This window comes from Pseudomonas sp. GW821-FHT01D09, from assembly GCF_059422465.1.
The window spans coordinates 7,723-33,203 of record NZ_JBWKWY010000012.1 but is presented as its reverse complement, the minus strand read 5'-3'; the positions used below and the strand labels follow the sequence as shown (position 1 = coordinate 33,203).

At 61.2% G+C, this 25,481-nt stretch carries 26 protein-coding genes and 1 tRNA gene; 16 read left to right on the top strand and 11 right to left on the bottom strand.

Annotation, left to right across the window (positions count from 1 at the left end; genetic code table 11):
* Positions 1–144: 144 nt before the first annotated feature.
* The 10 genes from AC07W7_RS13380 (at position 145) to recX (ending at position 7,069) form a co-directional block, all read left to right on the top strand.
* Complete coding sequence (locus tag AC07W7_RS13380; protein WP_495039467.1) at positions 145–711, top strand: phage tail assembly protein; 567 nt, start codon at positions 145–147, stop codon at positions 709–711.
* Between the two features lie 128 nt (positions 712–839).
* The gene (locus AC07W7_RS13375) at positions 840–2,198 is read left to right on the top strand and encodes a glycine zipper domain-containing protein (RefSeq protein WP_495039466.1); all 1,359 of its coding nucleotides are present in this window, start codon (positions 840–842) and stop codon (positions 2,196–2,198) included.
* Positions 2,198–2,581, top strand: coding sequence for a phage tail protein (locus tag AC07W7_RS13370; RefSeq protein ID WP_076961809.1), 384 nt, complete (start codon positions 2,198–2,200; stop codon positions 2,579–2,581). The genes AC07W7_RS13375 and AC07W7_RS13370 overlap by 1 nt, the downstream gene beginning before the upstream one ends.
* Entirely contained in the window at positions 2,574–2,786 is a 213-nt protein-coding gene (locus AC07W7_RS13365) for a tail protein X (RefSeq protein ID WP_076961810.1), read from the top strand. Before AC07W7_RS13370 ends, AC07W7_RS13365 begins: the two co-directional genes overlap by 8 nt.
* Positions 2,787–2,795: 9 nt before the next feature.
* Positions 2,796–3,806, top strand: coding sequence for a contractile injection system protein, VgrG/Pvc8 family (locus AC07W7_RS13360; protein WP_169864454.1), 1,011 nt, complete (start codon positions 2,796–2,798; stop codon positions 3,804–3,806).
* A gap of 20 nt (positions 3,807–3,826) precedes the next feature.
* Entirely contained in the window at positions 3,827–4,375 is a 549-nt protein-coding gene (locus AC07W7_RS13355) for a glycoside hydrolase family 19 protein (RefSeq protein ID WP_099167850.1), read from the top strand.
* Complete coding sequence (locus AC07W7_RS13350) at positions 4,366–4,869, top strand: lysis system i-spanin subunit Rz (protein ID WP_495039465.1); 504 nt, start codon at positions 4,366–4,368, stop codon at positions 4,867–4,869. Before AC07W7_RS13355 ends, AC07W7_RS13350 begins: the two co-directional genes overlap by 10 nt.
* Positions 4,870–4,950: 81 nt before the next feature.
* Complete coding sequence (locus tag AC07W7_RS13345; protein WP_099167794.1) at positions 4,951–5,451, top strand: CinA family protein; 501 nt, start codon at positions 4,951–4,953, stop codon at positions 5,449–5,451.
* An 83-nt stretch (positions 5,452–5,534) separates the two neighbouring features.
* The gene (gene recA / locus AC07W7_RS13340) at positions 5,535–6,593 is read left to right on the top strand and encodes a recombinase RecA (RefSeq protein ID WP_076961814.1); all 1,059 of its coding nucleotides are present in this window, start codon (positions 5,535–5,537) and stop codon (positions 6,591–6,593) included.
* Between the two features lie 8 nt (positions 6,594–6,601).
* Positions 6,602–7,069: a recombination regulator RecX gene (gene recX / locus AC07W7_RS13335; RefSeq protein ID WP_076961815.1), complete on the top strand. Its 468-nt coding sequence runs from the start codon at positions 6,602–6,604 to the stop codon at positions 7,067–7,069.
* Between the two features lie 195 nt (positions 7,070–7,264).
* On the opposite strand, the gene AC07W7_RS13330 is transcribed toward recX, so the two are convergent.
* Positions 7,265–8,359 carry an LOG family protein gene (locus AC07W7_RS13330; protein WP_099167796.1) on the bottom strand — a complete coding sequence of 365 codons (1,095 nt, stop codon included), beginning with the start codon at positions 8,357–8,359 and terminating at the stop codon, positions 7,265–7,267.
* A 262-nt stretch (positions 8,360–8,621) separates the two neighbouring features.
* Complete coding sequence (locus tag AC07W7_RS13325) at positions 8,622–9,056, bottom strand: PA3611 family quorum-sensing-regulated virulence factor (protein WP_076961817.1); 435 nt, start codon at positions 9,054–9,056, stop codon at positions 8,622–8,624.
* A 194-nt stretch (positions 9,057–9,250) separates the two neighbouring features.
* On the opposite strand from AC07W7_RS13325, the gene AC07W7_RS13320 reads away from it, so the two are divergent.
* The 3 genes from AC07W7_RS13320 (at position 9,251) to AC07W7_RS13310 (ending at position 11,211) form a co-directional block, all read left to right on the top strand.
* Entirely contained in the window at positions 9,251–9,961 is a 711-nt protein-coding gene (locus tag AC07W7_RS13320) for a tRNA-uridine aminocarboxypropyltransferase (protein ID WP_076961818.1), read from the top strand.
* 162 nt (positions 9,962–10,123) lie between these two features.
* Positions 10,124–10,774, top strand: a complete 651-nt coding sequence (gene erdR, locus AC07W7_RS13315; protein WP_076961819.1) for a response regulator transcription factor ErdR — start codon at positions 10,124–10,126, stop codon at positions 10,772–10,774.
* A 74-nt stretch (positions 10,775–10,848) separates the two neighbouring features.
* Complete coding sequence (locus AC07W7_RS13310) at positions 10,849–11,211, top strand: diacylglycerol kinase (protein ID WP_038442940.1); 363 nt, start codon at positions 10,849–10,851, stop codon at positions 11,209–11,211.
* Here the strand turns inward: AC07W7_RS13310 and AC07W7_RS13305 are convergent.
* A complete protein-coding gene (locus AC07W7_RS13305; protein ID WP_029295328.1) occupies positions 11,208–12,134 on the bottom strand; it encodes a LysR family transcriptional regulator in 927 nt (308 codons plus the stop codon). The two genes, AC07W7_RS13310 and AC07W7_RS13305, sit on opposite strands and share 4 nt — an antisense overlap.
* Positions 12,135–12,259: 125 nt before the next feature.
* On the opposite strand from AC07W7_RS13305, the gene fpr reads away from it, so the two are divergent.
* Positions 12,260–13,039, top strand: coding sequence for a ferredoxin-NADP reductase (gene fpr / locus AC07W7_RS13300; RefSeq protein ID WP_003172178.1), 780 nt, complete (start codon positions 12,260–12,262; stop codon positions 13,037–13,039).
* 147 nt (positions 13,040–13,186) lie between these two features.
* Here fpr and tsaA read toward each other — a convergent pair whose 3' ends face one another.
* The 5 genes from tsaA to rimO all read right to left on the bottom strand — a co-directional run bounded on the left by tsaA (position 13,187) and on the right by rimO (position 17,213).
* The gene (tsaA, locus tag AC07W7_RS13295; protein WP_169864462.1) at positions 13,187–13,882 is read right to left on the bottom strand and encodes a tRNA (N6-threonylcarbamoyladenosine(37)-N6)-methyltransferase TrmO; all 696 of its coding nucleotides are present in this window, start codon (positions 13,880–13,882) and stop codon (positions 13,187–13,189) included.
* Between the two features lie 3 nt (positions 13,883–13,885).
* The gene (locus AC07W7_RS13290; protein WP_076961821.1) at positions 13,886–14,347 is read right to left on the bottom strand and encodes a YehS family protein; all 462 of its coding nucleotides are present in this window, start codon (positions 14,345–14,347) and stop codon (positions 13,886–13,888) included.
* Positions 14,348–14,413: 66 nt separating this feature from the next.
* Positions 14,414–15,124: an rRNA pseudouridine synthase gene (locus AC07W7_RS13285; protein WP_076961822.1), complete on the bottom strand. Its 711-nt coding sequence runs from the start codon at positions 15,122–15,124 to the stop codon at positions 14,414–14,416.
* A gap of 174 nt (positions 15,125–15,298) precedes the next feature.
* On the bottom strand, positions 15,299–15,769 hold the full coding sequence (locus AC07W7_RS13280) for a GNAT family N-acetyltransferase (RefSeq protein WP_099167801.1): 471 nt from the start codon (positions 15,767–15,769) through the stop codon (positions 15,299–15,301).
* A gap of 103 nt (positions 15,770–15,872) precedes the next feature.
* Positions 15,873–17,213, bottom strand: coding sequence for a 30S ribosomal protein S12 methylthiotransferase RimO (gene rimO / locus AC07W7_RS13275; protein ID WP_076961824.1), 1,341 nt, complete (start codon positions 17,211–17,213; stop codon positions 15,873–15,875).
* 310 nt (positions 17,214–17,523) lie between these two features.
* On the opposite strand from rimO, the gene AC07W7_RS13270 reads away from it, so the two are divergent.
* Both AC07W7_RS13270 and AC07W7_RS13265 read left to right on the top strand, forming a co-directional pair.
* Positions 17,524–19,425, top strand: coding sequence for a potassium transporter Kup (locus AC07W7_RS13270; protein WP_076961832.1), 1,902 nt, complete (start codon positions 17,524–17,526; stop codon positions 19,423–19,425).
* Between the two features lie 237 nt (positions 19,426–19,662).
* The gene (locus AC07W7_RS13265; protein ID WP_076961833.1) at positions 19,663–20,868 is read left to right on the top strand and encodes an amidohydrolase family protein; all 1,206 of its coding nucleotides are present in this window, start codon (positions 19,663–19,665) and stop codon (positions 20,866–20,868) included.
* 70 nt (positions 20,869–20,938) lie between these two features.
* On the opposite strand, the gene AC07W7_RS13260 is transcribed toward AC07W7_RS13265, so the two are convergent.
* The 3 genes from AC07W7_RS13260 to AC07W7_RS13250 form a co-directional block, all read right to left on the bottom strand.
* Positions 20,939–22,219, bottom strand: coding sequence for a virulence factor family protein (locus AC07W7_RS13260; RefSeq protein WP_099167804.1), 1,281 nt, complete (start codon positions 22,217–22,219; stop codon positions 20,939–20,941).
* Positions 22,219–24,861 carry a bifunctional lysylphosphatidylglycerol flippase/synthetase MprF gene (gene mprF, locus AC07W7_RS13255; RefSeq protein WP_076961835.1) on the bottom strand — a complete coding sequence of 881 codons (2,643 nt, stop codon included), beginning with the start codon at positions 24,859–24,861 and terminating at the stop codon, positions 22,219–22,221. Before mprF ends, AC07W7_RS13260 begins: the two co-directional genes overlap by 1 nt.
* A 279-nt stretch (positions 24,862–25,140) precedes the next feature.
* Positions 25,141–25,217 (bottom strand) — tRNA-Met (locus AC07W7_RS13250).
* Positions 25,218–25,481: the final 264 nt, after the last annotated feature.

Sequence of the window (25,481 nt, the reverse complement as noted above, 5' to 3'; positions counted from 1 at the left end):
AGCTGGCTTGCCTGCGATAGCGGTCTAGCAGTGACAAATGAGGCTGCTGACACTGCGCGATCGCAGGCAAGCCAGCTCCCACATTGACCGTGTCCACGGCGGGTCCGTAGTGCTTTCAACATTTTTACTCAAGGAATTTCGCCCATGGCCTGGAAGCCACCCCTGCACATTCTGCTGGCGCCGATCACCGCCGACAGCGGTGCGAGCATTGAGCAGATCCAACTCAAACCCTTGTTCTACGCCGCGCAAAAACAGGCCCTGGCCCGTGCGGGCGACGACGAGGACGACCAGTTCTTCGAGCTGGCCAAACTGGCCACCGGCCTTTCGGAAAAGGAACTCGACCAACTCAAGCGCCCGGACTACGTGAGCATTGCCCAACACGTACACGACATGTCGACGCGCCCGGCCTCGTTCTTCCTGGGCGACTCCACTGAGCCCAGCGAGCAGGTGCAACTGCTGCTGCCGCTGGAAGTGGCCGGCCGCGTGTTGACCAGCGTCACCCTGGAAATGCCCGCCCTGCGCGCCACCAAAGTGATGAAAAAACTCGCCACCAACAAAGAGCGCGCCGAGTTCATCACCTCGCACTGCACCGGCCTGATGATCCCCGACCTGGATGGCCTGACCGTGCCCGACTGGACGGAATTGCAGGAGCGTATCGACGATTTTTTAAACAAACCGGCGGACTTCTTTCGCAGCGCGACATCGAAGTAATCCTCGACGTTGTACCGCTGGTTTATTCGGTAAACGAAGCGGAAATTCTCGAATGGAATGCCGCCAAAGCATTGCGCCGCTACGACATCGCGATCACTCGCCTTGGCGTCAAATAGGAGGAGAGCGAGATGCAAGACGCTCGATATACGCTCAAGCTCGCGGACGAAGACAAACGCTGGATGAGCTTTCCCGGGCTCGCCGAAAGCGGCGCCTCGCAACTGTCGGGCCTGCTAGACGCGCAGGATGAACGCCTGGTTGACCCATCCAGTGTGGATGTGGCGACAGCGCCACCGTCCGAACTGGGCCTGGCACTGGCCAACGCCAGCCTGCACATCCATGCGTTGACCGAGGAACAGGTGCGGTTGCGCGAGAGTCTGGAAACCCTCAACAGCACCCTGTTTATCGCCGGTGGCTCCCCGCTCGGTAGCGTCGCTGCAAGCCCCGCGCCTGTGGCTCAAGAGGCCGCCAAAGACAAGGAACCGGCAGCGGATCCCTGGTACATCAAGGGGGCCAAGTGGTTGGGGGAGGGGTATCTTGATACGGCCAGGGGCCGGTTAACTGGCAAGGCTGTCGATGTGACGCTTGGCAAATTGCCCGGCGTGGGCAAACTGTTCCGCGACGATAGCAAGGACTGCTGCTGCCCAGGGGCCACCGAAACCTTGCAGGGGCGTGCGCGTTTTCTGCCGAAAAAAACGCTGCGCCAGAGACCCACGAAGCGGTCGTCGTCGAAAAAAACCACCCGCAGCGGTAGCCGCCTTGTCGGATCCATGGCAACGCTGCAGGGTGTTTTGGGGCGTGCCGGCCAGGCGTTTGACGGGCCCAAAATGGGTTTTCAGGGCGCGCCGCTTCAAGCTGATCGGCCCGCTCCGCGCCTGGGTGAACGTTCATCCGAGGCGCTTGTTTCACCCGTTCGTGGGCCAGTGTTGCTCAGCACTCCAGCGCCCGCTTTGCCCAAGGCTATCCCCTCCAGCCTGGTTTCAACGATGAGCAGGCTGGAGTCCGTCGGTACTCGATCCCTTGCGCCGCTGCGCTACGCCGACACCGCCATCAACCTCGTCCAGGGTGTGCGCAACGGCGACCTGCAAGCGGTCGGCAGTAGCCTCGGCACTGCCGGCGGTGCGTGGGCCGGCGCCACTGCCGGCGCGGCCCTCGGCACCCTGGTTTTGCCAGGCGTTGGCACTGCCGTCGGTGGCGTTATCGGCGGCCTGTTGGGTGGCGAGGCGGGCACCTGGTTGGGTGAAAAACTCTTCCCTTCCAGCAATCGCCTGCCAGCGCCCGAGGCCCTGAGCAAAGACCTCAACAGTGCCCGCTCGGACAACGTCCAGGTCACCCTGGCCCCGAGCATCCAGATCACCGGCGTCAACCCCGCAGACGCCCAGCAGGTGGTCGACCGGGTCCTGCAAACCCTGCAAAACCAATGCGTGCCGATGCTCACCGACTCTTTGGCGGTTCGGCGCAACGCGGCACTGACCGACGGAGGTGATTAATGCGACAGCAGATGGTACTGGGCGCCTTTATTTTCGGGCTGTCCCGAGGGTTCGCCTATTCCACGCTCCAGCGCAGCAGTGATGGCGGCTGGGGCGACCTGGAGATTATGGCCAGCAAGCCCCAGTCGCGGCAGAACGGCCAGAAGCTGGAAAAACTGACCTTCGCCGGTACCGCCACGGCGGCCGTTGGCATGCAGCGCCTGGACCAATTGCGCGCCCTGCAGGATGCCCGGGCGCCGCTGCCGCTGGTCGATGGTATCGGCCGCAACTGGGGCCTGTGGCGCATTACGGCAGTCACGGAAAACCAGGCCAATGTGATCGATGACGGCACCGCCATGGTGATCAAGTGGTCGCTGGTGCTGGAGGAATTCGTCAATGCGTAGAGTACGAAGTATTGCCGGCGATTCGGTCAACCTGCTGCTCTACCGCGAGCTGGGGCGTTGCGATGATGCGGCCGAAGAAACCCTGTGGCGCTTGAACCCCGGGCTTGCCGAACATGGCCCGGTGTTGCCGGCGGGCGTAGGGGTGATCGTGCCCGAGATGGACGCGCAACCGGGTGTTGCAACGCCGGTTTCGGCCTGGGATTAAGGAGGCAGCATGGCAATGGGATTTACCCCGGTCGTGGAGATCTATGGCGCCAACGCGGCCCTGATCAACCCACGGCTGATGCAGTGGAAACACACCGATGCGGCGGGGATCGAGTCTGACCGCCTGGAACTGACCATCAATATCGAGGGCCTGGAAGGCCTGCCGAGCCTGGGCGCGAAGATCGGCTTGCGCGTGGGTTATCGCGAGTCGGGGCTGGTGGAAAAAGGCGAGTTTGTGATTACCCAGCGTACGCCGTACCTGTTCCCCATGCGCCTGGCGCTTGTGGCCACGGCGGCACCGTTCAGCGTGGCCGACCAGAGCGGCTACCGCCAGCGCCGCTCCGCCAGCCATGGCCCTACGACCCTTGGCGCGCTGTTTCGTCAACTGGCCACGCGGCATGGGTTTTCCCCCCGGGTGGCGCCGGCACTGGATGGGATTGCGATTGAGCATATCGACCAGTCCAACGAGACCGACATGGGCTTTATCACCCGCCTGGCCGGGCGCTACAACGCGGTGACCAAGCCGGTCAACGAGCTGTATGTGCTGGCGCAAAGCGGCCAGGTCAAATCGCTCTCGGGCCAGCAACTGCCGGATGTGCGGTTGTCGGTGACCCATGACAACCGTCCCGGCGAGCAGGCATTTATCAGCGCCCGGGTTGATGACAGCGCACGGGCCAAATACCAGGGCTGCCGAGTCAGTTGGTGGGATGCCGCGGCCTCTCGCCAGCGCGTGGTCGAGGTGGGGATTGCGCCGTTCAAGACCTTGCGCCAGCGCTGCCAGAGTGAAACCGAAGCGCGCTCGGTGGCCGAGGGCGAGTTGCGCCGGGTGGGGCGGGAAGGGCTGAGCATCGCCATCGACTGCCCTGGTAACCCGTTGCTGTCTGCCGAAGGCCTGTTGTTGCTGGATGAAACCTGGCCGGGTTATATGCAGGGGCGCTGGTCGATTGACAAGGTGACCCACGCAGGCGACACGACGACCGGGTATCGCAGCTCGATCATAGCCAGTGGATTGGCGTCTTAGACGGTTGGAGATCAAGGATGATGACACTTACGCAATTGCAACAGATCCTGCCCAACGCCCGCGCCCAAGCGGGCGTTTTTATTTCGGCGCTGAACGCCGCCATGCTCCACCGCAATATCACCACCCCCAAACGCATGGCGGCCTTTATCGCCCAGGTCGGTCACGAGTCTGGTGAACTGCGTTACGTGCGTGAACTGGGCGGTGAGCGCTACCTGGGCAAATACGACACCGGCACCCTGGCCGCACGCCTGGGCAACACCCCCGCAGCCGACGGTGACGGCCAGAAGTATCGTGGCCGTGGCCTGATCCAGATTACCGGGCGGCGCAATTACCTGGCCTGTAGCCGGGCGCTGTTTGGCGATGAGCGCCTGCTGCATTTCCCCGAACTGCTGGAGCAGCCGCAATGGGCGGCCGAATCCGCCGCCTGGTTCTGGCACAGCAATGGCTTGAATGAGTTGGCGGACCAGGACCAATTCACCACCATCACCCGCCGTATCAATGGTGGCCTCAACGGGCTGGAGCACCGCCAACAGTTGTGGGAAAAGGCGAGGGCGGTGTTATGCCGTTGAGCGGGCGCCTGTTGGCGGTTGCCCTGCTGATGGCTATCTCGGCGGCAGCCAGCTGGCAGGTCCAGGCCTGGCGTCATGGCCTGGCCTTTGAACGCCAGGCCGCACGGCATTCAGCACTGCTCAACCGGCAAAGCCAGGCAGCACTGGGCCAATACCGGGCCGAACAGGACAGGCGCCGGGCGTTGGAGCAACAGCTTCACGCCAGCGATCAACAACATACACGGGAGTTGAGCGATGCACAGCGTTACCAGGTTTCTCTGCGCGACCGGCTGGCCACTGCTGATGTGCGCTTGTCAGTCCTTCTCGACACCGCCGACCCCGCCAATGGCCACGCGATGCCATCCGCCGCCACCGGCAGCGTGGTTCATGGAGCCCCGCGAGGCCGACTTGACCCGGCGCATGCTCAACGAATTATCGGCATCACCGATGCCGGCGATCATGGATTGATCGCGTTGCGGGCCTGCCAGGCCTATGTTCGGGCCATCACCCGGTAATCTGTTGAAGCCCTCTGTCACTTGCGTGGCCGATGGGCTCCTGTAGGGTAGGCAAACCCCCGCACTTTCCTGGAGACGATCGTGAAGGAAATTACCCAGCTCGCCGCCGAACTTGGCCGACGCTTGCAGGCGCTCAATGCCCACGTCACTACCGCCGAATCCTGCACCGGTGGCGGCATCGCCGAAGCCATTACACGGATTCCCGGGAGTTCGGCCTGGTTCGAGGCCGGGTATGTGACCTATTCCAATCGGCAGAAGACCCGCCAGCTCAATGTGCCGCAAGACTTGTTCCCCAAAGTCGGCGCGGTGAGCCGTGAAGTGGTCGAGGCCATGGCCCGGGGCGCCCAGGAACAAAGCCTGGCGCGGTTTGCCGTGGCGGTCAGCGGCGTGGCAGGCCCCGATGGCGGCTCGCCGGACAAACCGGTGGGCACCGTATGGCTGGCCTGGGGCGTGGGTGATGACATTACGGCCGAGCGCCAGCATTTCCCCGGCAACCGCGACGAGGTCCGCCGACAAACGGTAAAGGCCGCGCTAGAGGGGCTATTACGACGAGCTGCAGCAGAAATAGAAAATCAGGGGTAGGCGATCCCCGATCTTTATGGAACAATACTGTCTACTTATACAGGTGTTGGCCGTCAGGCCTTATTGATTACGTGAGGACTTTAATGGACGACAACAAGAAGAAAGCCTTGGCTGCGGCCCTGGGTCAGATCGAACGTCAATTCGGCAAGGGTGCCGTAATGCGTATGGGCGATCACGACCGTCAGGCGATCCCGGCTATTTCCACGGGCTCTCTGGGTCTGGACATCGCGCTCGGCATTGGCGGCCTGCCAAAAGGCCGTATCGTTGAAATCTACGGTCCGGAGTCTTCTGGTAAAACCACCCTGACCCTGTCGGTGATTGCCCAGGCACAAAAAATGGGCGCCACCTGTGCGTTCGTCGATGCCGAGCACGCTCTGGATCCTGAATATGCTGGCAAGCTGGGCGTCAATGTCGACGACCTGCTGGTTTCGCAGCCGGACACCGGCGAGCAGGCGCTGGAAATCACCGACATGCTGGTGCGCTCCAACGCCATCGACGTGATCGTGGTCGACTCCGTGGCAGCCCTGGTACCAAAGGCTGAAATCGAAGGCGAAATGGGCGACATGCACGTCGGCCTGCAAGCCCGCCTGATGTCCCAGGCCCTGCGTAAAATCACCGGTAACATCAAGAACGCCAACTGCCTGGTGATCTTCATCAACCAGATCCGCATGAAGATCGGCGTGATGTTCGGCAGCCCGGAAACCACCACCGGTGGTAATGCGCTGAAATTCTACGCTTCGGTCCGTCTGGACATCCGTCGTACTGGCGCGGTGAAGGAAGGTGACGAGGTTGTCGGTAGCGAAACCCGCGTCAAGGTTGTGAAGAACAAAGTGGCCCCGCCATTCCGTCAAGCCGAGTTCCAGATTCTCTACGGCAAGGGTATCTACCTGAATGGCGAGATGATCGACCTGGGCGTGCTGCACGGTTTTGTCGAGAAGTCCGGTGCCTGGTATGCCTACAACGGCAGCAAGATCGGTCAGGGCAAGGCCAATTCGGCCAAGTTCCTGCAGGACAACCCGGATATCGCGGCGACCCTTGAGAAGCAGATCCGCGACAAGCTGCTGACCCCGGCGCCAGACGTCAAGGCTGCGGCCAACCGTGAACCTGTTGATGACCTGGCAGAAGCCGACGCCGATATCTGAGTCCAACGATGACAGTTGTACTCGATACTCTGGTTGCCGTACGGCGTACGGCAATGGACCTGCTCGCACGACGCGAGCATGGTCGTGTCGAGCTGACGCGTAAACTGCGTCAGCGTGGCGCCCCTCCCGAAATGATCGAAACAGCCCTCGACCGCCTGATGGAAGAGGGGCTACTTTGCGAAGCCCGTTATCTCGAAAGTTTTGTTTCCTACCGGGCACGCTCGGGCTACGGCCCTGCGCGGATTCGTGAGGAATTGAGTCAGCGGGGCTTGCAGCGCGCCGATATTGAACTGGCGTTGCGTGAGTGTGGTATCAGTTGGCAAACGCAACTGGAAGACACCTGGCGCCGCAAGTTTGCCGGCCATCTGCCGATTGATGCCCGTGAGCGTGCCAAGCAAGGGCGCTTTTTGAGCTATCGCGGGTTTTCAATGGAGATGATCAGCCGCTTGTTGAGCGGTCGAGAATTGGATGACTGATTCTTAGGCCAATGACGATCAAAAGTGGGGGCTGTCGAGCCCCAGCGAGGCTGCGATGGCGGCGGGTCTGGCAATACAGTATTCGCTGTGAGGCTACGATCGTGGCCCCGCTGGGCTCGACAACTTCCACAAAAAACAGCCCCAAAACAAAAGGCCCGCTATGAAAATAGCGGGCCTTTTTTGCGTTTTACGGCATCACGCCAGTTCCGGCGCCACCCGTTGCTGTGCTTTACCCTGGGCTTGGGCCCAGTTCTCCGGCAGGTTGATGTAGTCCACCAGCTCCCGCAGCCGCCCCTGGTTGCGCCCGGTGAAGTTGAACACCAGTCGCGTCAGGTGGCTGAAGCGTGCTTCATCGTGCTCTTCACCCCCATAGGCCAGTTGCTGGAAGTCCTCACTCAGCCGCAGGTCAGCGAACGCCGTCTGCATATGTGCCAAGGCATGCTCGCTGAGCGGGTGGTTCATGCGTACCACAAACTGGCGCTTCAGCCAGCGGGTGGAGTGGAAGTTGGCATAGAACTGGTTGATTTCATGCACCGCCTCTTCGGCACTGTGTACCAGGCGCACGAGCTTGAGGTCGGTGGGCAAGATGTAGCGGTTGGCCTCCAGCTGGTTGCGGATAAAGTCCAGGGCCCCTTGCCAGAAACCACCACCGGGCTCGTCCAGCAGCACCACTGGCACCAGCGGGCTCTTGCCGGTCTGGATCAGGGTCAAGACTTCCAGTGCTTCATCCAGGGTGCCGAAGCCGCCTGGGCACAGCACCAGCCCATCGGCTTCCTTGACGAAAAACAGTTTGCGGGTAAAGAAGAAGTGGAACGACAGCAGGTTGTCCGTGCCATCAATGGTCGGGTTGGCATGCTGTTCAAAAGGCAGGGTGATATTGAACCCCAGGCTGTGTGCCAGGCCGGCGCCTTCGTGGGCGGCGGCCATGATACCGCCACCGCCGCCGGTGATGACCATCAGGTCTGAGCGGGCCAGGGCCGCGCCCACTTCCCGGGCCAAGGCATACAGAGGGCTTTCGACTGGGGTGCGGGCCGAGCCGAAGACGGTGACCTTGCGCCGGCCCTTGAACTGTTCGAGCACGCGAAACGCATGGTCCAGCTCATTTATCGCCTTCAAGGTGATCTTGGCGTTCCAGCGGTCGCGGTCGTCCTGGGCCATGCGCAGCACGGTGAGGATCATGTCGCGATACAGCGCAATATTCGGGCTGCTGGGGGCAATCAGGTTGAGTTGCGCTTCGACCTGCTGTGTGAGGTCGGGACGGACCGGCAGGTCGTTCGGTTGATCAGGCATTCAGCTTCTCCTTCGTTACAGAGCCCCGGCGTCTTATTGCAGGCTGCTGACGGCGACGAAACAGGCTCTGTCTGTTCCTTGTGATTAAAAACCTTTGCACTGCAAGTCACGTGAGGGCAACCTTTTTTGCCCTGTAAATGTTACCGGATCGCTCGATCATGAGCCCCTAAAGTCTTGTCTGGCAATAACTTAATAGGCGTTGATGAAGGTTTTGCAGAAGGGGGCAGTCGCGCCGTTGACGAACGGCGCGTGGAGAGGGGCCTTACTTTTTCTTCTTGGCCGGGGCCGGACAATCAGCCTCGACAAACTTGACCGACGCCACTGGGCGGTTGGTCTTGTTTTCGGTGATTTCGTAGCGCATCACGGCACCCTTGGCCATCAACTCGCGATAGCCTTTGTTCAGGCAAACGCTTTGTCCCAGCTGGAAATACACGGCTTTGGGGTTGGCGCGCATTTGCTCGGCACGGTCGGGCATCACGCTCAGGTGGTCAATCAGCTGCATGCCTTCGACGGTGTAGGCCACTTCCAGGGTTTTTTCATCAATCTCCCTGGGCAGGTCCTTGTTGCTTTCCGCCGCGACGCTTTGCAGCTTCTTGTTCATTTGCAGCTCCACCAGGGAGGCTGCCTGGGCACCCAGGGGCAATACCAGCGCCAGGGCGATGGTCGGGGCGGCAAGACGCAACATAAGACGCAGCATGAAACTCTCCTGATTCGGTTACTGGTCCATAGACCTGTCACTGCGCTGTGCGTTCAGTGGCGCGGGATTATAGGTGACCTGTAGTCGCGACGGCCAGGCGTATTGGCTGGGCGGCTCTGGTAAACTGCCGGCACTTTTGCCTGCCCCCGAGTTTTGTCCGTGTCGATTTTCATCGCTTCACAGCGGCACCCGCTATGAGCCACGCGGTGTTCCGCCTGCGTACCCAGCGCCTGGCCCGTGCCGTCAGCCCCTTTGTTGCGCGGGGCTCGCGTGCCGAACGTTGCCCCAGGTGCCGGGTCATCCCCGAATACTGCCTATGTGCCTGGCGCCCAAAAGTTGCGGCCAGGTCGGCCATGTGCCTGTTGATGCATGACGTGGAGCCGATGAAACCGAGCAATACCGGTTGGCTGATAGCCGATGTCATCGACGACACCAGTGCCTTCCCCTGGGCGCGCACGGCCGTCGAGCCTGAGCTGCTGGCGCTGCTGGCCGACCCGCAATGGCAGCCCTATATCGTCTTCCCTGGCGAGTTTGTGGCGCCGCAGCGGGTGGTCAACGAGGTCAAGGTGGCGGATGGCAAGCGCCCGTTGTTTGTCCTGCTGGACGGCACCTGGAGCGAGGCACGCAAGATGTTCCGCAAGAGTCCTTACCTGGAACACCTGCCGGTACTGAGCCTGGAGCCGGAGCAGCTCTCGCGCTACAAATTGCGCCGCTCCAAGCGCGATGATCACTTCTGCACCGCCGAAGTGGCCGCCTTGTGCCTGGAGCTGGCCGAGGACCAGCAGGCCAGCGAAGTGCTGGATGCCTACCTGGATGTGTTCAGTACCCATTACCTGGCGGCCAAGTTCCAGTTGGCGCTGGACCCGACGGACAGCGTCCATATGCGCCTTGCACCTTATCTGTAGGCGTTCGAGGCCAGATGCCCTTTGCATGATGGCACTGCAACGCCTGAGCCGGCTAAAATGCCATCAAGCGTAACTGTTCGTGACAGCCGCTGGCTGGCACCTTGTACGTTGGTGAGCACCGAACCCATCGGCGCTCCCATAAAAAACAGGATCATTTAACCAATGGCCACATACGAAATCCTGATTGCCGATGACCACCCGCTGTTCCGCAGCGCACTGCACCAGGCGGTCACACTGGGCCTGGGCCCGGATGTACGCCTGGTGGAAGTGGGCAGCATCGCTGAACTGGAAACCCGCCTGACGGACAAGACCGATTGGGACCTGGTGCTGCTGGACCTGAATATGCCCGGCGCCTATGGGTTTTCCGGCCTGGTGCTGTTGCGCGGGCAATATCCGCAGATCCCGGTGGTGATGGTGTCGGCCCAGGAAGAAGCAGACGTGGTGGTGCGCTCCCGCGAGTTCGGGGCCAGTGGCTTTATCCCCAAGTCCAGCTCCATGGAGCAGATTCAAGCGGCGGTGCGGACGGTGTTGGACGGTGATGTCTCATGGCCGCCCCAGGCATTTGAAGAGATCAACGTGTCCGCCGAAGCCAAGGCTGCCCAGGCAGGGCTTGCCAGCCTGACGCCCCAGCAGTTTCGCGTGTTGACCATGGTCTGCGAAGGCTTGCTGAACAAGCAGATCGCCTATGAGTTGAGTGTGTCCGAGGCGACCATCAAGGCCCACGTTACCGCGATTTTCCGTAAGCTGGGCGTGCGCACCCGTACCCAGGCGGCGCTGCTCTTGCAACAACTTGAGTCAATTTCCCACCCATAGGTCGGCTCGATTCACGCTTTTTTGACTTGGCGTGTTCTAGCTTCCTCCCATCTTTTTTACTCAGTTGCCTACCTATGTCGCCGTTCAAGGGTCAAACCGGTATCAAACGTATCTTCAACGCAGGGGGCTATTCCCTCGATGGCCTGCGGGCGGCTTTCACCGGCGAGGCGGCTTTTCGCCAGTTGGTGTTGCTCAACGTGATCCTGATTCCATTGAGCTTCTTCCTCAACGTCAGCCGCGTAGAGCGCGCACTGCTGATTGCTGTCTGCCTGCTGGCGTTGATTGTCGAGTTGCTCAACTCGGCCGTGGAAGCGGCGATCGACCGGATTTCCCTGGACCGCCACCCCTTGTCGAAAAACGCCAAGGACATGGGCAGCGCCGCGCAATTCGTGGCATTGACCATGATTACCGCGGTGTGGGCCGTGATCCTGATCTAGGCGATATTCGGCAACACGATCTCGTCGCTGCGCTGCACCCCGGCGGTAAAGGCGCGGCACAGTTCGAGGAACTCGCGCATGGCCGAGGTCTGGTACTTCTGTTTATGCCAGATAAAGTAGAACTGCCGGGCCAGGTCCAGGTCCGGGGTCTCTACTGGCACCAGGCTACCGCGCCGGAACGCATCCCGCAGCGCCAGGCGCGAAATACAACCAATCCCCAACCCCGACTCCACAGCGCGCTTGATGGCCTCGGTGTGCTCCAGTTCCAGGCGGATGTTCAACGCGCTGCGATGATGGCGCATGGCCTGGTCAAAGGTCAGGCGCGTTCCCGAGCCCTGTTCCCGCAAGATCCAGGCCTCATGGGTCAACTGCTCCATGGTCGCCTGGCCGCGCTGGGCCAGGGGGTGCTGCGGCGCGCAGAACACCACCAATTCATCCTCGACCCAGGTTTGTACTTCGATATCCGGGTGGCTGCAGTCACCTTCGATTAGACCCAGATCAATTTCGTAATGCGCAACCTGATGCACGATATGCGCAGTGTTCTGTACATGCAGCTTCACCTGGCTCTCGGGATGCTGCTGCATGAAACTGCCGATCAGCAGCGTGGCCAGGTAATTGCCGATGGTCAGGGTCGCGCCGACTGCCAGGGAACCGAAGCCGGACTTGCCGTTGAGCAGGTCTTCGATTTCCTTGGCCTGGTCCAGCAGCGCCACCGCCTGGGGCAGCAACTGATGACCGAGGGCGTTGAGGCTCAGGCGTTTACCGGCGCGGTCGAACAATTGGCAGCTGGATTGGCGCTCCAGCTCGGTGATCGAGGTGCTGGCGGCGGATTGAGATAAGGCCAGAAGGCCAGCAGCGCGTGACACACTTTCCTGCTGGGCGACGGCGACGAAGACTTGCAGTTGACGGAGAGTAAATCGCATATCGATATAACCGATAACCCTTATCTTAATAATCCAGTTAACAGATATTGTCGCCGCCATTAGAATACTGTGCAATTGCGCACCTATCATTTTGGCGTAGACCCATTTCCAGGAGTTCCCCGTACATGAGCAACATGAACCACGAGCGTGTCCTCAGTGTTCATCACTGGAACGACACTCTGTTCAGCTTCAAGTGCACCCGCGACCCGGGCTTGCGCTTCGAGAACGGTCAGTTCGTGATGATCGGCCTGCAACAGCCCAACGGCCGCCCGCTCATGCGCGCTTACTCCATTGCCAGCCCGAACTGGGAAGAGCATCTGGAGTTCTTCAGCATCAAGGTCCCGGATGGCCCGCTGACTTCCCAATTGCAGCATTTGAAGGAAGGCGACGAGATCATCATCAGCAAAAAACCGACGGGCACCCTGGTGCTCGACGATTTGAAGCCGGGCAAGCACCTGTACCTGCTTAGCACGGGCACTGGCCTCGCCCCCTTCATGAGCGTGATCCAGGACCCGGAAACCTACGAGCGCTTTGAAAAAGTGATCCTGTGCCACGGCGTGCGTTACGTCAACGAAGTCGCCTATCGCGAGTTCATCACCGAGCACCTGCCGCAGAACGAGTTTTTCGGCGAGGCGCTGCGTGAAAAGTTGATCTACTACCCAACCGTGACCCGCGAGCCGTTTGAAAACGAAGGCCGCCTCACCGACCTGATGCGCAGTGGCAAACTGTTCAGCGATATCGGCCTGCCGCCGATCAATCCTGAAGACGACCGCGCCATGCTGTGTGGCAGCCCAAGCATGCTCGACGAGACCAGCGAAGTGCTGAACAGCTTCGGCCTGAAGGTTTCGCCACGCATGCGTGAGCCGGGTGATTACCTGATCGAGCGTGCCTTCGTCGAGAAGTAAGCACGACTCTAAAAATGTGGGGGCCTGCTTGTGTGGGAGCTGGCTTGCCTGCGATACAGGCACCGCGGTGTATCAGCTACATCACGGTGATGCCATCGCAGGCAAGCCAGCTCCCACACAAGCCCCCTCCCACATTTGGTTTCCGGTTTAGCCAGCCGCAACCACTTCAAGCACACAAATCACCCCAGCCTCTGGATAGTGCCAGTGCACATCCACATCCCAGAACCGCACACCATATTCGCGCTCCGGCCCAGGCGTCTGATACGCCGGCCGTGGATCCTGCGCCAGGCATTGCTCAATCAGCTCCACCAGCGGCTCGCCCAGGCGCTGGGCGTGGGTGTGGGCCTGGTGCAGGGCGGTCTTGAGCCATTGCACGGGAATCAGCGGCGGCGCGCTGCTTGCGATGCTGTTGGTGGCCGTGTCGATGATATCGGCATAAGGCACATACGGTTTGATATCCAAGACCGGCGTGCCATCGAGCAAGTCGATCCCGGAAATCCACAGCCGGCCCGGTTCTACCTTGTCCAGCTTTACCACTGACTGGCCAATGCCATTGGGGCGATGGGTCGCGCGGGTGGCGAATACGCCCATGGACGTATTGCCGCCCAGGCGCGGCGGGCGCACTTTCAGGCGTGGCTTGTCTTCCAGGGCCTGATGAAACAGGAACAGCAGCCATATATGGCTGACCTGCTCCAGGCCCTGCACGGCCTCACCCTGGTCGAACGGCGCCACCAGTTCCAGCACACCCCGGGCGGCAGGTGCCAGTTGCGGCTGGCGTGGGATGGCGAACTTCTCCTTGAAGCAGGAGCGTACGAAGCCCACGGGCGAGACGTTGTAACTCATGGCTTACGCGCGAACCCGCAGCGTCAGGCCCTTGAGGAAATTGCGCAGCAACTGGTCGCCACATGTGCGGTAGTTGGTGTGGCCGAACTTGCGGAACAGCGCGCTCAACTCAGGCTTGGATACCGGGAACTCGGCGGCCTTGAGGATGGCGTGCATGTCGTCTTCCTTGAGCTCGAAGGCCACGCGCAGCTTCTTGAGGATGATGTTGTTGGTCACCGGGGTTTCGATCGGCTGCGGTGGACGGCTCTCGTCCTTGCCGCGCTTGAAGATCACCAGGCCATCGAGGAAATGCGCCATGACCTCGTCCGGGCAGAACACAAAGCCTTCTTCCTCATCTTTCTTGAGGTACGTCAGCAGGTCTTCCTTGGTCACGTCCATGCCGCCGAGCTTGGTGATCTCGACCATCTTGTTGTCGCTGATGTCGAGCATGTAGCGCACGCTGCGCAGTACGTCGTTGTGAATCATGGTGGGCAATCCTGGTCTTCGACTGTAGACATCGCCCGGGCGGGCGATGTCGAGAGATAGGGCGGCTTAGAACTTTTCTTTGCCGGACATATAGCGCCATTGGCCGACCGGCACCTTGCCGATGGACACGCCGCCAATGCGGATGCGACGAATGGCGACAACTTTCAAGCCAATGGCTTCGCAGAACAGGGCGATGACGCCGGGCTGCGGGTTTTTCAGGGCAAAGCGCAGACGGTTCTCGTTCTGCCAGCTGGCTTTGACCGCAGGCAATTCCTTGCCTTTGTACATCAGGCCGTGGGCGAGACGGTTCAGGCCGTGCTCTGCCACGTCGCCTGCAACTTCAACCACATATTCCTGCTCGATCTTGGCGGCGTCGGCCGTCAGCTTGCGCAGGATCTTCCAGTCCTGGGTAAACACCAACAGGCCGCTGGCCTTGGCTTGCAGGTCGGCGCTGGCGGTCAGGCGCAGGAAGTGGCCTTTGAGCGGGCGCTTGCTGAAGCGGTGTTCTTCGGACAGGGTCTCGGCGCTCAGGGACTGCATCGCGCTGTCGACATCCACGCCGGCCGGCGCATGAAACAGGATAGTCACAGGCTCTGGAGCCGTGGCCTTGGCCTCGGGATCAAGTTCGACTTTTTGTGTCGTGACCTTGAACTGCGGCTCATCGATCACTTCGCCATCCACCGAGACCCAGCCGCCTTCGATGAACAGCTCGGCCTCCCGACGGGAGCAACCGACCAGTTCGATAAGGCGTTTGGAGAGGCGTATGGGGTCAGTCATGACAAGGGCCGTAACAAAAGGGGGCCGCTATTGTACCTGCCTGGAGCCGGTTAATCCCGGCCCCATTTCAGTGCCGGGGCTTTTTGTGGGAGCAGGCTTGCCTGCGATGGCATCACCTCGGCATAGCTGATGCGCCAAGTTGCCAGTATCGCAGGCAAGCCAGCGTCTACAGGGTCAGCCGCTGCGTGTTTGCTGGACCTGGCGCAAACGCATATGCAGCAAAGGGTAGGGCTGCCCCATACCGTCATGCTCGGTACGCCCGATCACTTCAAAACCCTGCTTGAGGTAGAAGCCCAGGGCCTGGGGGTTTTGTTCGTTGACGTCCAGTTCATCGGCATTCATCGACGCAACCGCATAGTGCAGCAATTGCCGCCCCAGGCCCTGGCCCCGGTGTTGCGGGTCGATGAACAGCATCTCTACCTTGCCTGCCGCGACGCCGGCAAACCCGGTGATCCGTTGGCGCGCGTCCTTGGTACAGATCAGCATCACCGCGTCGAGGTAGCGCGTCAGCACCAGGTGTCCCAGGCGCTGGATGTAACTTTCCGGCAAGAAGTCATGGGTGGCCCGCACCGATGCCTCCCAGATCCGGGCCAGCTCCGGGTAGTCGCTGGTTTTCGGGGTGTGGATAACCGAGTGCTGGCCCATGCCCGCTGCTCCTTGCTGCTTGTTGGCGGTGATGGGGCAAACGATAGACCTAAAAAAGCCCCGCATCTTGTCCAGAAGCAGGGCTTTTTCAATTTTTTACAGCTTAGTCGCGTTTTTGCGCCCAGAGGTCGTACTCGTCGGCGTCGGTGACCGTGCACCAGACTTTGTCGCCAGGCTTGAGCCCGCTGGCATCGTCGATAAATACATTACCGTCGATTTCCGGTGCGTCGAAGAAGCAGCGGCCGACCGCGCCTTGCTCGTCCACTTCGTCGATCAGCACTTCGATTTCCTTGCCGATGCGCAGTTGCAGGCGGGCCGAGCTGATGGCCTGTTGATGGGCCATGAAGCGCTCCCAGCGGTCCTGCTTGACGTCATCCGGCACCACTGCCAGGTCCAGCAGGTTGGCCGGGGCGCCTTCCACCGGCGAGTACTGGAAGCAGCCGACGCGGTCCAGCTGGGCTTCGGTCAGCCAGTCCAGCAGGTACTGGAAGTCTTCTTCGGTTTCGCCGGGGAAGCCGACGATAAAGGTCGAGCGGATGATCAGCTCGGGGCAGATCTGGCGCCAGTTCTTGATGCGTGCCAGGGTCTTGTCTTCAAAGGCCGGGCGTTTCATGGCCTTGAGCACTTTGGGGCTGGCGTGTTGGAACGGGATGTCCAGGTACGGCAGGATCTTGCCGGCGGCCATCAAGGGGATCAGTTCGTCAACGTGCGGGTACGGGTACACGTAGTGCAGGCGCACCCACACCCCCAGGCTGCTCAAGGCTTCGCACAGTTCGGTCATGCGGGTTTTCACCGGCGCGCCGTTCCAGAAGCCGGTGCGGTATTTCACGTCGACACCGTAGGCGCTGGTGTCCTGGGAGATCACCAGCAGCTCTTTGACGCCGGACTTGACCAGGCGCTGGGCCTCGTCCAGTACATCGCCCACCGGGCGGCTGACCAGCTTGCCGCGCATCGACGGGATGATGCAGAAGCTGCAGCTGTGGTTGCAGCCTTCGGAAATCTTCAGGTACGCATAGTGGCGCGGGGTCAGCTTGATGCCCTGGGGTGGCACCAGGTCGATCAGCGGGTTGTGGTCCTGGCGCGGCGGCACCACGTCGTGCACGGCGTTGACCACCTGCTCGTACTGCTGCGGACCGGTCACGGCCAGCACGCTGGGGTGCACGTTGCGGATATTGCCTTCTTCCACACCCATGCAGCCGGTGACGATGACCTTGCCGTTTTCCTTGATGGCTTCGCCGATCACTTCCAGGGACTCTGCCTTGGCCGAGTCAATAAAGCCGCAGGTGTTGACCACCACCACGTCGGCGTCCTGGTAGGTGGACACGACGTCGTAGCCTTCCATGCGCAGTTGCGTGAGGATGCGCTCGGAGTCGACGAGCGCCTTCGGGCAACCCAGGGAAACAAAGCCAACCTTGGGGTTGGCTTTTGCGATGGTGGTGGACATGTCTAACCTCGGTATTGAATGACGCCGCCAGTCGGGTACGACAGGGCAGCGGATGGGCACTTGATGTGCCTCTGATCAAAAAGTGCGCAATTCTAGCGACGGGAAACGCGCTTGACCAGCTTTATGCAGGGAAATACGACGAGTGCTGCGCTATGCTTCGCGCCAGTTGCACTGGGGCTAAGCCAGCAGTCAACAAATAATCTGTTACTAAAAGTACAGCGGCACATGCTGTGTATAGCTTAGCGTCGGGCTTAAGTGTATAGCTGTGCGGTTTATATAAGACCTCAGGTCAAAAGGGCAGGAGTGGTTGATGGGTCAGGCAAATAGTCAGGCGGCAAGTGCAGGGCATTCCAGCGCAAAGCCAATCGGCATGTTGGTGGCGGCAGTCGGGGTGGTCTACGGCGATATCGGCACCAGCCCGCTCTACACCCTTAAAGAGGTGTTTTCCGGCAGCTACGGGGTGCAGGTCAATCATGACGGGGTGCTGGGGATTCTGGCGCTGATTTTCTGGTCGCTGATCTGGGTGGTGTCCATCAAGTACATGCTGTTTGTGCTGCGCGCCGACAACCAGGGCGAGGGCGGCATCATGGCCCTGACGGCGCTGGCCCGACGGGCGGCAGGCAATCACCCGCGGCTGCGCAGTTTCCTGGTGGTGTGCGGGCTGTGTGGCGCGGCGCTGTTCTATGGCGACAGCATGATCACCCCGGCGATTTCCGTGTTGTCGGCCATCGAGGGCCTGGAGTTGGCGTTCGACGGCCTGGAGCATTGGGTTGTGCCTGTGTCGCTGGTGGTGCTGGTGGCTTTGTTCCTGATCCAGAAGCATGGCACCGATCGCATCGGCAAGCTGTTCGGGCCGGTGATGGTCACCTGGTTTTTAGTGCTGGGCGGCCTGGGTATCTATGGCATCGTCCAGCACCCCGAAGTGCTTAATGCGATGAACCCGGTGTGGGGCGTGCGCTTCTTCATGGTCCATCCGGGCATCGGCGTGGCGATCCTCGGCGCCGTGGTGCTGGCCTTGACCGGGGCCGAGGCGTTGTATGCCGACATGGGGCATTTCGGCCGCAAACCCATTGCCCGCGCCTGGTTTATCCTGGTGCTGCCGGCCCTGGTGCTCAACTATTTCGGCCAGGGTGCGATACTGCTGGGCGACCCCGAGGCCGCGCGCAACCCGTTCTATCTGCTGGCGCCAAGCTGGGCGCTGCTGCCCCTGGTGGGCTTGTCCACCCTGGCCACGGTGATTGCTTCCCAGGCGGTGATTTCCGGTGCGTTCTCGTTGACGCGCCAGGCGATCCAGCTCGGCTACATCCCGCGCATGCATATCCAGCACACCTCCAGCGCCGAGCAGGGCCAGATCTATATTGGCGCGGTGAACTGGTCGCTGATGGTCGGCGTGATCCTGCTGGTGCTGGGCTTCGAGTCCTCGGGCGCCCTGGCCTCGGCTTACGGGGTGGCGGTGACCGGGACCATGCTGATGACCACCATCCTTGTCTCCGCCGTGATGCTGTTGCTGTGGAAATGGCCGCCGGTCCTGGCTGTGCCGGTGTTGCTGGGCTTTTTGCTGGTGGATGGCCTGTTCTTTGCGGCCAACGTGCCGAAGGTGGTGCAGGGCGGTGCGTTCCCGGTATTGGCGGGGATCGTGCTGTTTGTGCTGATGACCACCTGGAAGCGTGGCAAGCAATTGCTGGTCGAGCGCTTGGACGAGGGCGGGTTGCCGCTGCCGATCTTTATCGGCAGCATCCGCGTGCAGCCGCCCCATCGCGTGCAGGGCACGGCGGTGTTCCTGACTGCCCGCCCGGACGCGGTGCCCCACGCCTTGCTGCATAACCTGTTGCATAACCAGGTGCTGCACGAGCAGGTGGTGCTGCTGACGGTGGTCTATGAAGACATCCCGCGCGTGCCGGCCCAGCGCCGCTTCGAGGTGGACTCCTATGGCGACGGCTTCTTCCGGGTGATCCTGCACTTCGGCTTTACCGATGAGCCAGACGTGCCCGAGGCGCTGAAGCTGTGCCATTTGGACGACCTGGATTTCAGCCCCATGCGCACCACCTACTTCCTCAGCCGCGAGACGGTCATCGCCTCCAAGCTCGAAGGCATGGCGCGCTGGCGCGAAGGGCTGTTTGCTTTCATGCTCAAGAATGCCAACGGCAACCTGCGTTTCTTCAAGCTGCCGGTGAACCGGGTGATTGAGCTGGGGACCCAGGTAGAAATGTAGGCCCTGTTAAACATAAAACCGCGATGGGCTGTGTGCCATCGCGGTTTTTTTTTGCCTGCCGATCTGTGGCGGACTCATTGCCTTTTAAAGCCCGGGGGGTGTGCTAACGTCTTTTTATCCAAGTTTGTCGTCTGGCCCATGAGGATCCACTGTTAGGGAAAACCAAAGATGAAACGCGCACTCTCAGGATTGCTGTCAGGCATTACGCTTTTAGTCGTAGGTTGTTCGTCCAGCACCATGGAGACACCGCCTGTCGTCCCCCAGGCACTGCAGTTCGCCGACTCACACTTCCATCCTTCCAATTACGCCTATCAGGGCATTTCACTGAAGTCATTGTTGTCGGATTATTTATCGGCCAGCGTGGTCCGTTCGGTGGTGATGCCGCTGCCGTTGCAGCAGCGCTGGGACAGTTTTGAAAACTATCAGGTGACGGACCCTTCCGGCCGTTTGTATGGCGCCAATTACTACATCGGCCCCAGGGCGGACTTGTACTACTACGCCTTCGCGGACGCGATGTATGCCAGGGAGTACCTGCAGCTGTCCCCGGCGGAGCAGGGCCGGCTGGACCTTATGATTACCGGCTTCAACCCCATGGATCGCTATGGGGCCCAGCACATCAAGCGGGTGCTGCTGACCTTCCCGGGGGCGTTTGCCGGTATTGGGGAGTTCACGGTGCATAAGGAGCTGGTGTCACGCAAGATCGCCGGCGAGACCATCCGCAGCACAGCCACCGTGCCGCTGCCCCCCGACCTCGATAAGAAAGGCACGATGTCGCTGTATGCGCAGTCCCTGGCCGACCTGCTGAAGGTGGCCGAAGAGACCGGCCTGGTGGTGACGCTGCACAACGACTTGTACCAGACCGAAGTTAACTACGACGGCACTGTGGAAGCGATTTACCCTGACAGGACCTACGAGGCGGCTCTCAAGCATTTGTGCAGCACCGCGCCCCAGGCCTCGGTGATCTGGGCGCACACCGGGCTGGGCCGTTATGTAAAGCCGACGTCCAGCCACTTGAAGACCGTTGCCCGCATCCTGGACAGCTGCCCGGCATGGGTGGTGGATATTTCCTGGGATCTGGTCCAGGAGAGCATCATCCACCCGGGGCCTGGCATGCCGCCGGTCAATGAGTGGATCGGTTTTTTCAATCAATACAGCAGTCGGGTGTTATGGGGCTCCGATACGGTGATGTTCAGCAAAAACACACTGGAACTGCCGGATAAGGTGGTGCCTGGTCAGCGCCTCACGGTCGAACAGTACCTGGCGCTTCCCGAGCTGATTCGGCCGCTGTTCAGTCGACTGCCGCCTGATGTTGCGGAAAAAATCAGCCATGGCAACTACGTGCGCCTGTTTGATGAGGCGCGGCGCAAGGTGCGAGCCTGGGAGGCCAGCCACGCGCAGGATGATGTATGGGATCTTGCCGGGCCGTCGGCAGCGGTGCGCTGAGGCCTGCAAAAAAGCCCCCGTTGCCGGTGGCAGCGGGGGCTTTTTTATGGGTGACCGATTACATCAGGCGTTACTCAGCCTTGGCCTGGCGTTTCTCGATGATCTCTACCAGGCGCTTGGCCAGCGCCGGATAGTTCTCGTCGAAGTGATGGCCACCCGGGAGCTTCATGGCTTGGCCCACAGCGCTCTTGTCGGTACAGCCGCTCTCGTCCACCTCTTCCTCGCCATAGATGCACACCACCTTGGCGGCAGGCAGCCGGGCCATTTCCGGGCCGGTGGCGGCTTCCTTGCCGGCATTGCCCAGCCAGCCTTCCACTTCGATCTCGAAGCTGCCGGTGCGGGCAAAGGCCAGCAGGATTATGGCGTCTACCCGCTGCTGCTCGGCTTCCGGCAGGCGGTTATAGATGGCTGGCAATACATCGGCGCCGAACGAATACCCGGTCAGCACAAAACGCTTGGAGCCCCATTTCTGCCGATAGTGCTGCATCAGCTCGGTCAGGTCCTTGGCGCTCTGTTCCGGGCTTTTGTGCTGCCAGTAGTAGCGCAGGGTATCGATGCCTACCACCGGGTAGCCGATCTTCGCCATCTCGCCGGCCACGTCGCGGTCCAGGTCGCGCCAGCCGCCGTCGCCGGAGAGGAACAGGGTCACGGTGTCCTTTGCCTGGCCGGCTGGCACTTCGACCACTGGGATCGCCAGGCCGCCATTGTCCGAACCCACCAGCTGCTTGCGCAGTTCGTTGTTCAGCACCTGTGGGTAGTTGATGTCGTAGTCGCTGATGCTGGTGGTGGCGCGCGGGGTGTCGCGTACGAAGCTGGCGCTTTCGTCGTCAGGGTTATCGTTCCAGGCCACCAGCCAGTTGCCGTGCGCAGCGGTCTTGGGCAGCGGGTCCTTGCAGCCTTCCTGGACCAGGGCAAAGCCTACGGAGATGGCGTTGGCCTTGTCGTCGTTCTGCGTTGCCAGCCAGCGCCAGGCCAGTGCCGCGCCAGGGCCGATGCCGCTGACCAGGGTGGCCGGGCCCTTGAGCTGGCCCAGGGCCGCTTGCAGGGCTTGTTCCTGCAGTTTGCAGTCTTCCTTGGGTAGGATCACTTGCACGATCTGGGCACTACCGCCCCGGCTCAAGGCAATCAGCTGGTTGTCGGTAAGGCTGGCGTCGGCCAGCACGGCGACCGCTACGCGGGCCTTGATCGTGGTGCCAGGGGTCACCCGGGTCAGGGTCGAACCGTCGGCCTGGGGCAGTTGCTCCAGGGTCGGCAGGGGAGCGGGGCGGTTCCAGTACCAGTAGCCGCCACCCAGGATCAGGGCCAGCGCCACCAGACTTACCAATACATATCGCCAGGAGCGTCGAATCATCAGCGTTTCACCAATCCAGTCAAGCCGCCCGCGATCAGGGCGGCGGTATCGGCCAGTGCCACCAGCGGATCAAGTCCTGCGGGCACGGCCATGTAACGAGGTTCCCAGTCAGGCTGGAACTTGTCTTTGAAGCGGCGCAAACCTTGGAAGTTATACAGTTGCTCGCCACGGCGGAACACCATCGAGCCCAGGCGCTGGGTCAGCGGTGCGCCACGGCGTGGCTGCAGGCCCGACAACGGCACCATGCCGAGGCTGAAGCGTGCATAGTTGTGGCTCTTATAGTGCTGGATCAAGCCGATCATCATGAACTCCATGGTCAGCTTTGGCGCCTCGGGGTGCGCGCGCATCAGGTCGAGGCTGGCCAGGTCATGGCTGTAGGTCTCCAGCAGGTTGGCGAAGGCCACCGGCTGCCCCTCAAAGCGAATCACCGCAATGCGAAAATGCTTGAGGTACTCGTCGCTGAAACGCCCCAGGGAGAAGCCCTTTTCCCGCACGTTCTTGCCGGTCAGCCAGGCATCGGAAATGACTTTCAATGCCGCCATCGGCGCCTGGCCCGGCTCGAAGATTTCCAGGGACAGGCCGTCCCGGGTTCCGCGGTTCCAGGTGTAACGCAAATCCTTCATCTCTTTGCCCTTGGCTTCCAGGTCAAAGCGCTTGAGATCGACCCGGGCTTCTTCGCCCAGCTTGATCGCGGTCAGGCCGATGTCCATATAGAAGGGCAGGTTCTCGGCGCGTACCTGGTAGAACACCGGGCGGGCGTGATGAATGTCGCACAGGTCGCGGAACTGCCAGATCATTTCGGCCCGTGGCTGGGTCGGGCCGATCGGGTCGTACAGCGCCACCAGGCTGCGGCCGCGCCGGGCGTACATCAGGAAGGCTTCGTCGTTGGGGTGGAACAGCAGGGCCTTGTCGCCGGTCAGGGCCAGGCCGCCATCGGGCTGCGACGAAGCCATCAGGATCTTGGTGGCGCGCTCTAGCTCATCGGCGGTCGGCAGGTGGATCACCGGGCGGGCGGTGCGCAACAGCCAGGTCAGCGACACAATCACCAGCAGGATGGCGGCGCCCAGCAGCGAGCGCAGGCCACGCGGGGCATTGGCGTCGAGGGTGAACTGCCACCACAGTTGATGGCTATAAGGCACGTCCTGATAGGCAAACAGCAGCAGCCAGATCGACGCACCCAGCACGCAGACGCTGGCCACCAGGTACAGCGGCGAGAAGGGCAGCTCGGTCAGGCGGCTGGCGCGGTAGAACGAGCGCCGGAAGATCGCCAGCAGCACGGCGGTTGTGGTCATCAGGCTGGCTTCTTCCCAGTCGAAGCCTTTGAGCAGTGAGAGCAGGGCGCCTACCAGCAATAGCACCATGGTCAGCATCCAGGCTGCCGACAGGCGCCGACGCAGGCCCTGGGCCAGTAGCAGGCACAGCACGCCGATCAGGCTGGCGCCAAAGTGCGAGGCGTCAATCAGGCGGTGGGGAATCAGGAAGCCGATGTTTTCCAGGCGCGAGTCGATTTCCGGGGTGGCGCCGGAGAACAGCAGCACCACCCCGGACAAAAAAACCAGCACGGCCAACACCGGCGCCGCGAGGCCGGATGCCACCCGCAGGCTCTGTTGGGTCTGGAACAGACGCTGGGCTTCGCTGATCAGCAGGAAGATGCACGCGATCAACAGCGGCAACACCACGTAAATCATGCGGTACAGCAGCAAGGCGGCGGCCAGCGGCGCGGCGCCGAGCTTGTCGGCAAACGCGGCCAGCAGGATCGCCTCGAACACACCGACCCCGCCAGGCACATGGCTGAGCACACCCGCCGCGAGCGCCAGCAGGTACACCAGCAGGAACGGGCCAAACGGCGGGGCTTCCGGCAGCAACAGATAGAGAACGGTAGCAGCGGCGGCGACGTCCAGCGCGGTGATGATCAGTTGCAGGAAGGTCAGGCGGCGCCCGGGCAGGCGCAAGGTGCGGCGGCCGACCCTGACCAGCAGGTTGTCAGGGTAGGGCTGTTCTGGCAGGCGGCGGCGATAAATCCCGATGCACAGCACGGTCGAGAGCAGCAGCACCGCCCCCGCGATCCCACCGAGCAGCGCGGCGGGCAGATGCAGGGCGTTGGAGGCGGCCGGCAGGTTGCTCAAGGTCGCCAGGGCGGCGAGCGGCGGCAGGGCGCAACCCAGGGCCAGGCTGGCAAACACGGTCATATGGGCCACTTCCGAGGCCCCGATGCCATGCCGTGCATAGAGACGGTAGCGCACCGAGCCGCCGGACAGCATCGACAGGCCAATCGCATTGCCAATGGCGAACGCGGTAAAGCCGCCGTAGGCCAGGGTCTTGGCCGGCAGTTTTACCCCGGCGTAGCGTGCGCCGGAAAATTCGTAGCCCAATAGAATGATGAAGCCGGCGATCGCGGCGGCAAAGGCGCCCAGCAGGGAGGGCTTCGGCACTTCCAGGATCGAGTCGTGGAGGGCGTACAGATCCAGCTCAAGCAGCAAGTGACGGCAGGCGATCAAGGCAATGGCAAACAGCAGCAGGGTGACCGCCAGCCCAATGGGTTGGCGATACTTGCTCAACAGATCCAGCCAGCGCAGGCGGGTGGGGGCGATCGGTTGAGTGGCTGTGACGGTGTCTTGTGGTTCAGACGAATTGGCGCGCATCAATCACCTCGTGGATTGTGCGCGACAGGATGGGGGTATCCAGCCAAGTTACCAATCCCTATGTACAAAATAATTACAAATAGTAACGCGGATCGCCAGGGTCGGCGACAGCATCTATTGGTCGCGCAAAGATGGGCTCGACACTTGAGCATAGCCTGCAAACGGATGGACTCCGAAACCCATGAGCGGTTTCATGAAAGATGCCATGCCATTGTTTCAAAAGAACTTTTTCTTCAGACACAAAAAAGGCCACTCTTTCGAGTAGCCTTTTTTGATGTTTGGTTGCGGGAGCCGGATTTGAACCGACGACCTTCGGGTTATGAGCCCGACGAGCTACCAGACTGCTCCATCCCGCGTCTGTGGGCGGCATTCTACAGTGCAACGACGAGGTGTCAACCGTTAATGACATAAAGGGCAAAATAACTGCCAATTAGCCTAAGTGCTCGATTGAAAACGACTTTTCACGCCACCGGCACATCGCCAGGGGCCGCAGGGCAAAAACCTGCGCGCACAAAAAAGGCCACTCTTTCGAGTAGCCTTTCTTGATGTTTGGTTGCGGGAGCCGGATTTGAACCGACGACCTTCGGGTTATGAGCCCGACGAGCTACCAGACTGCTCCC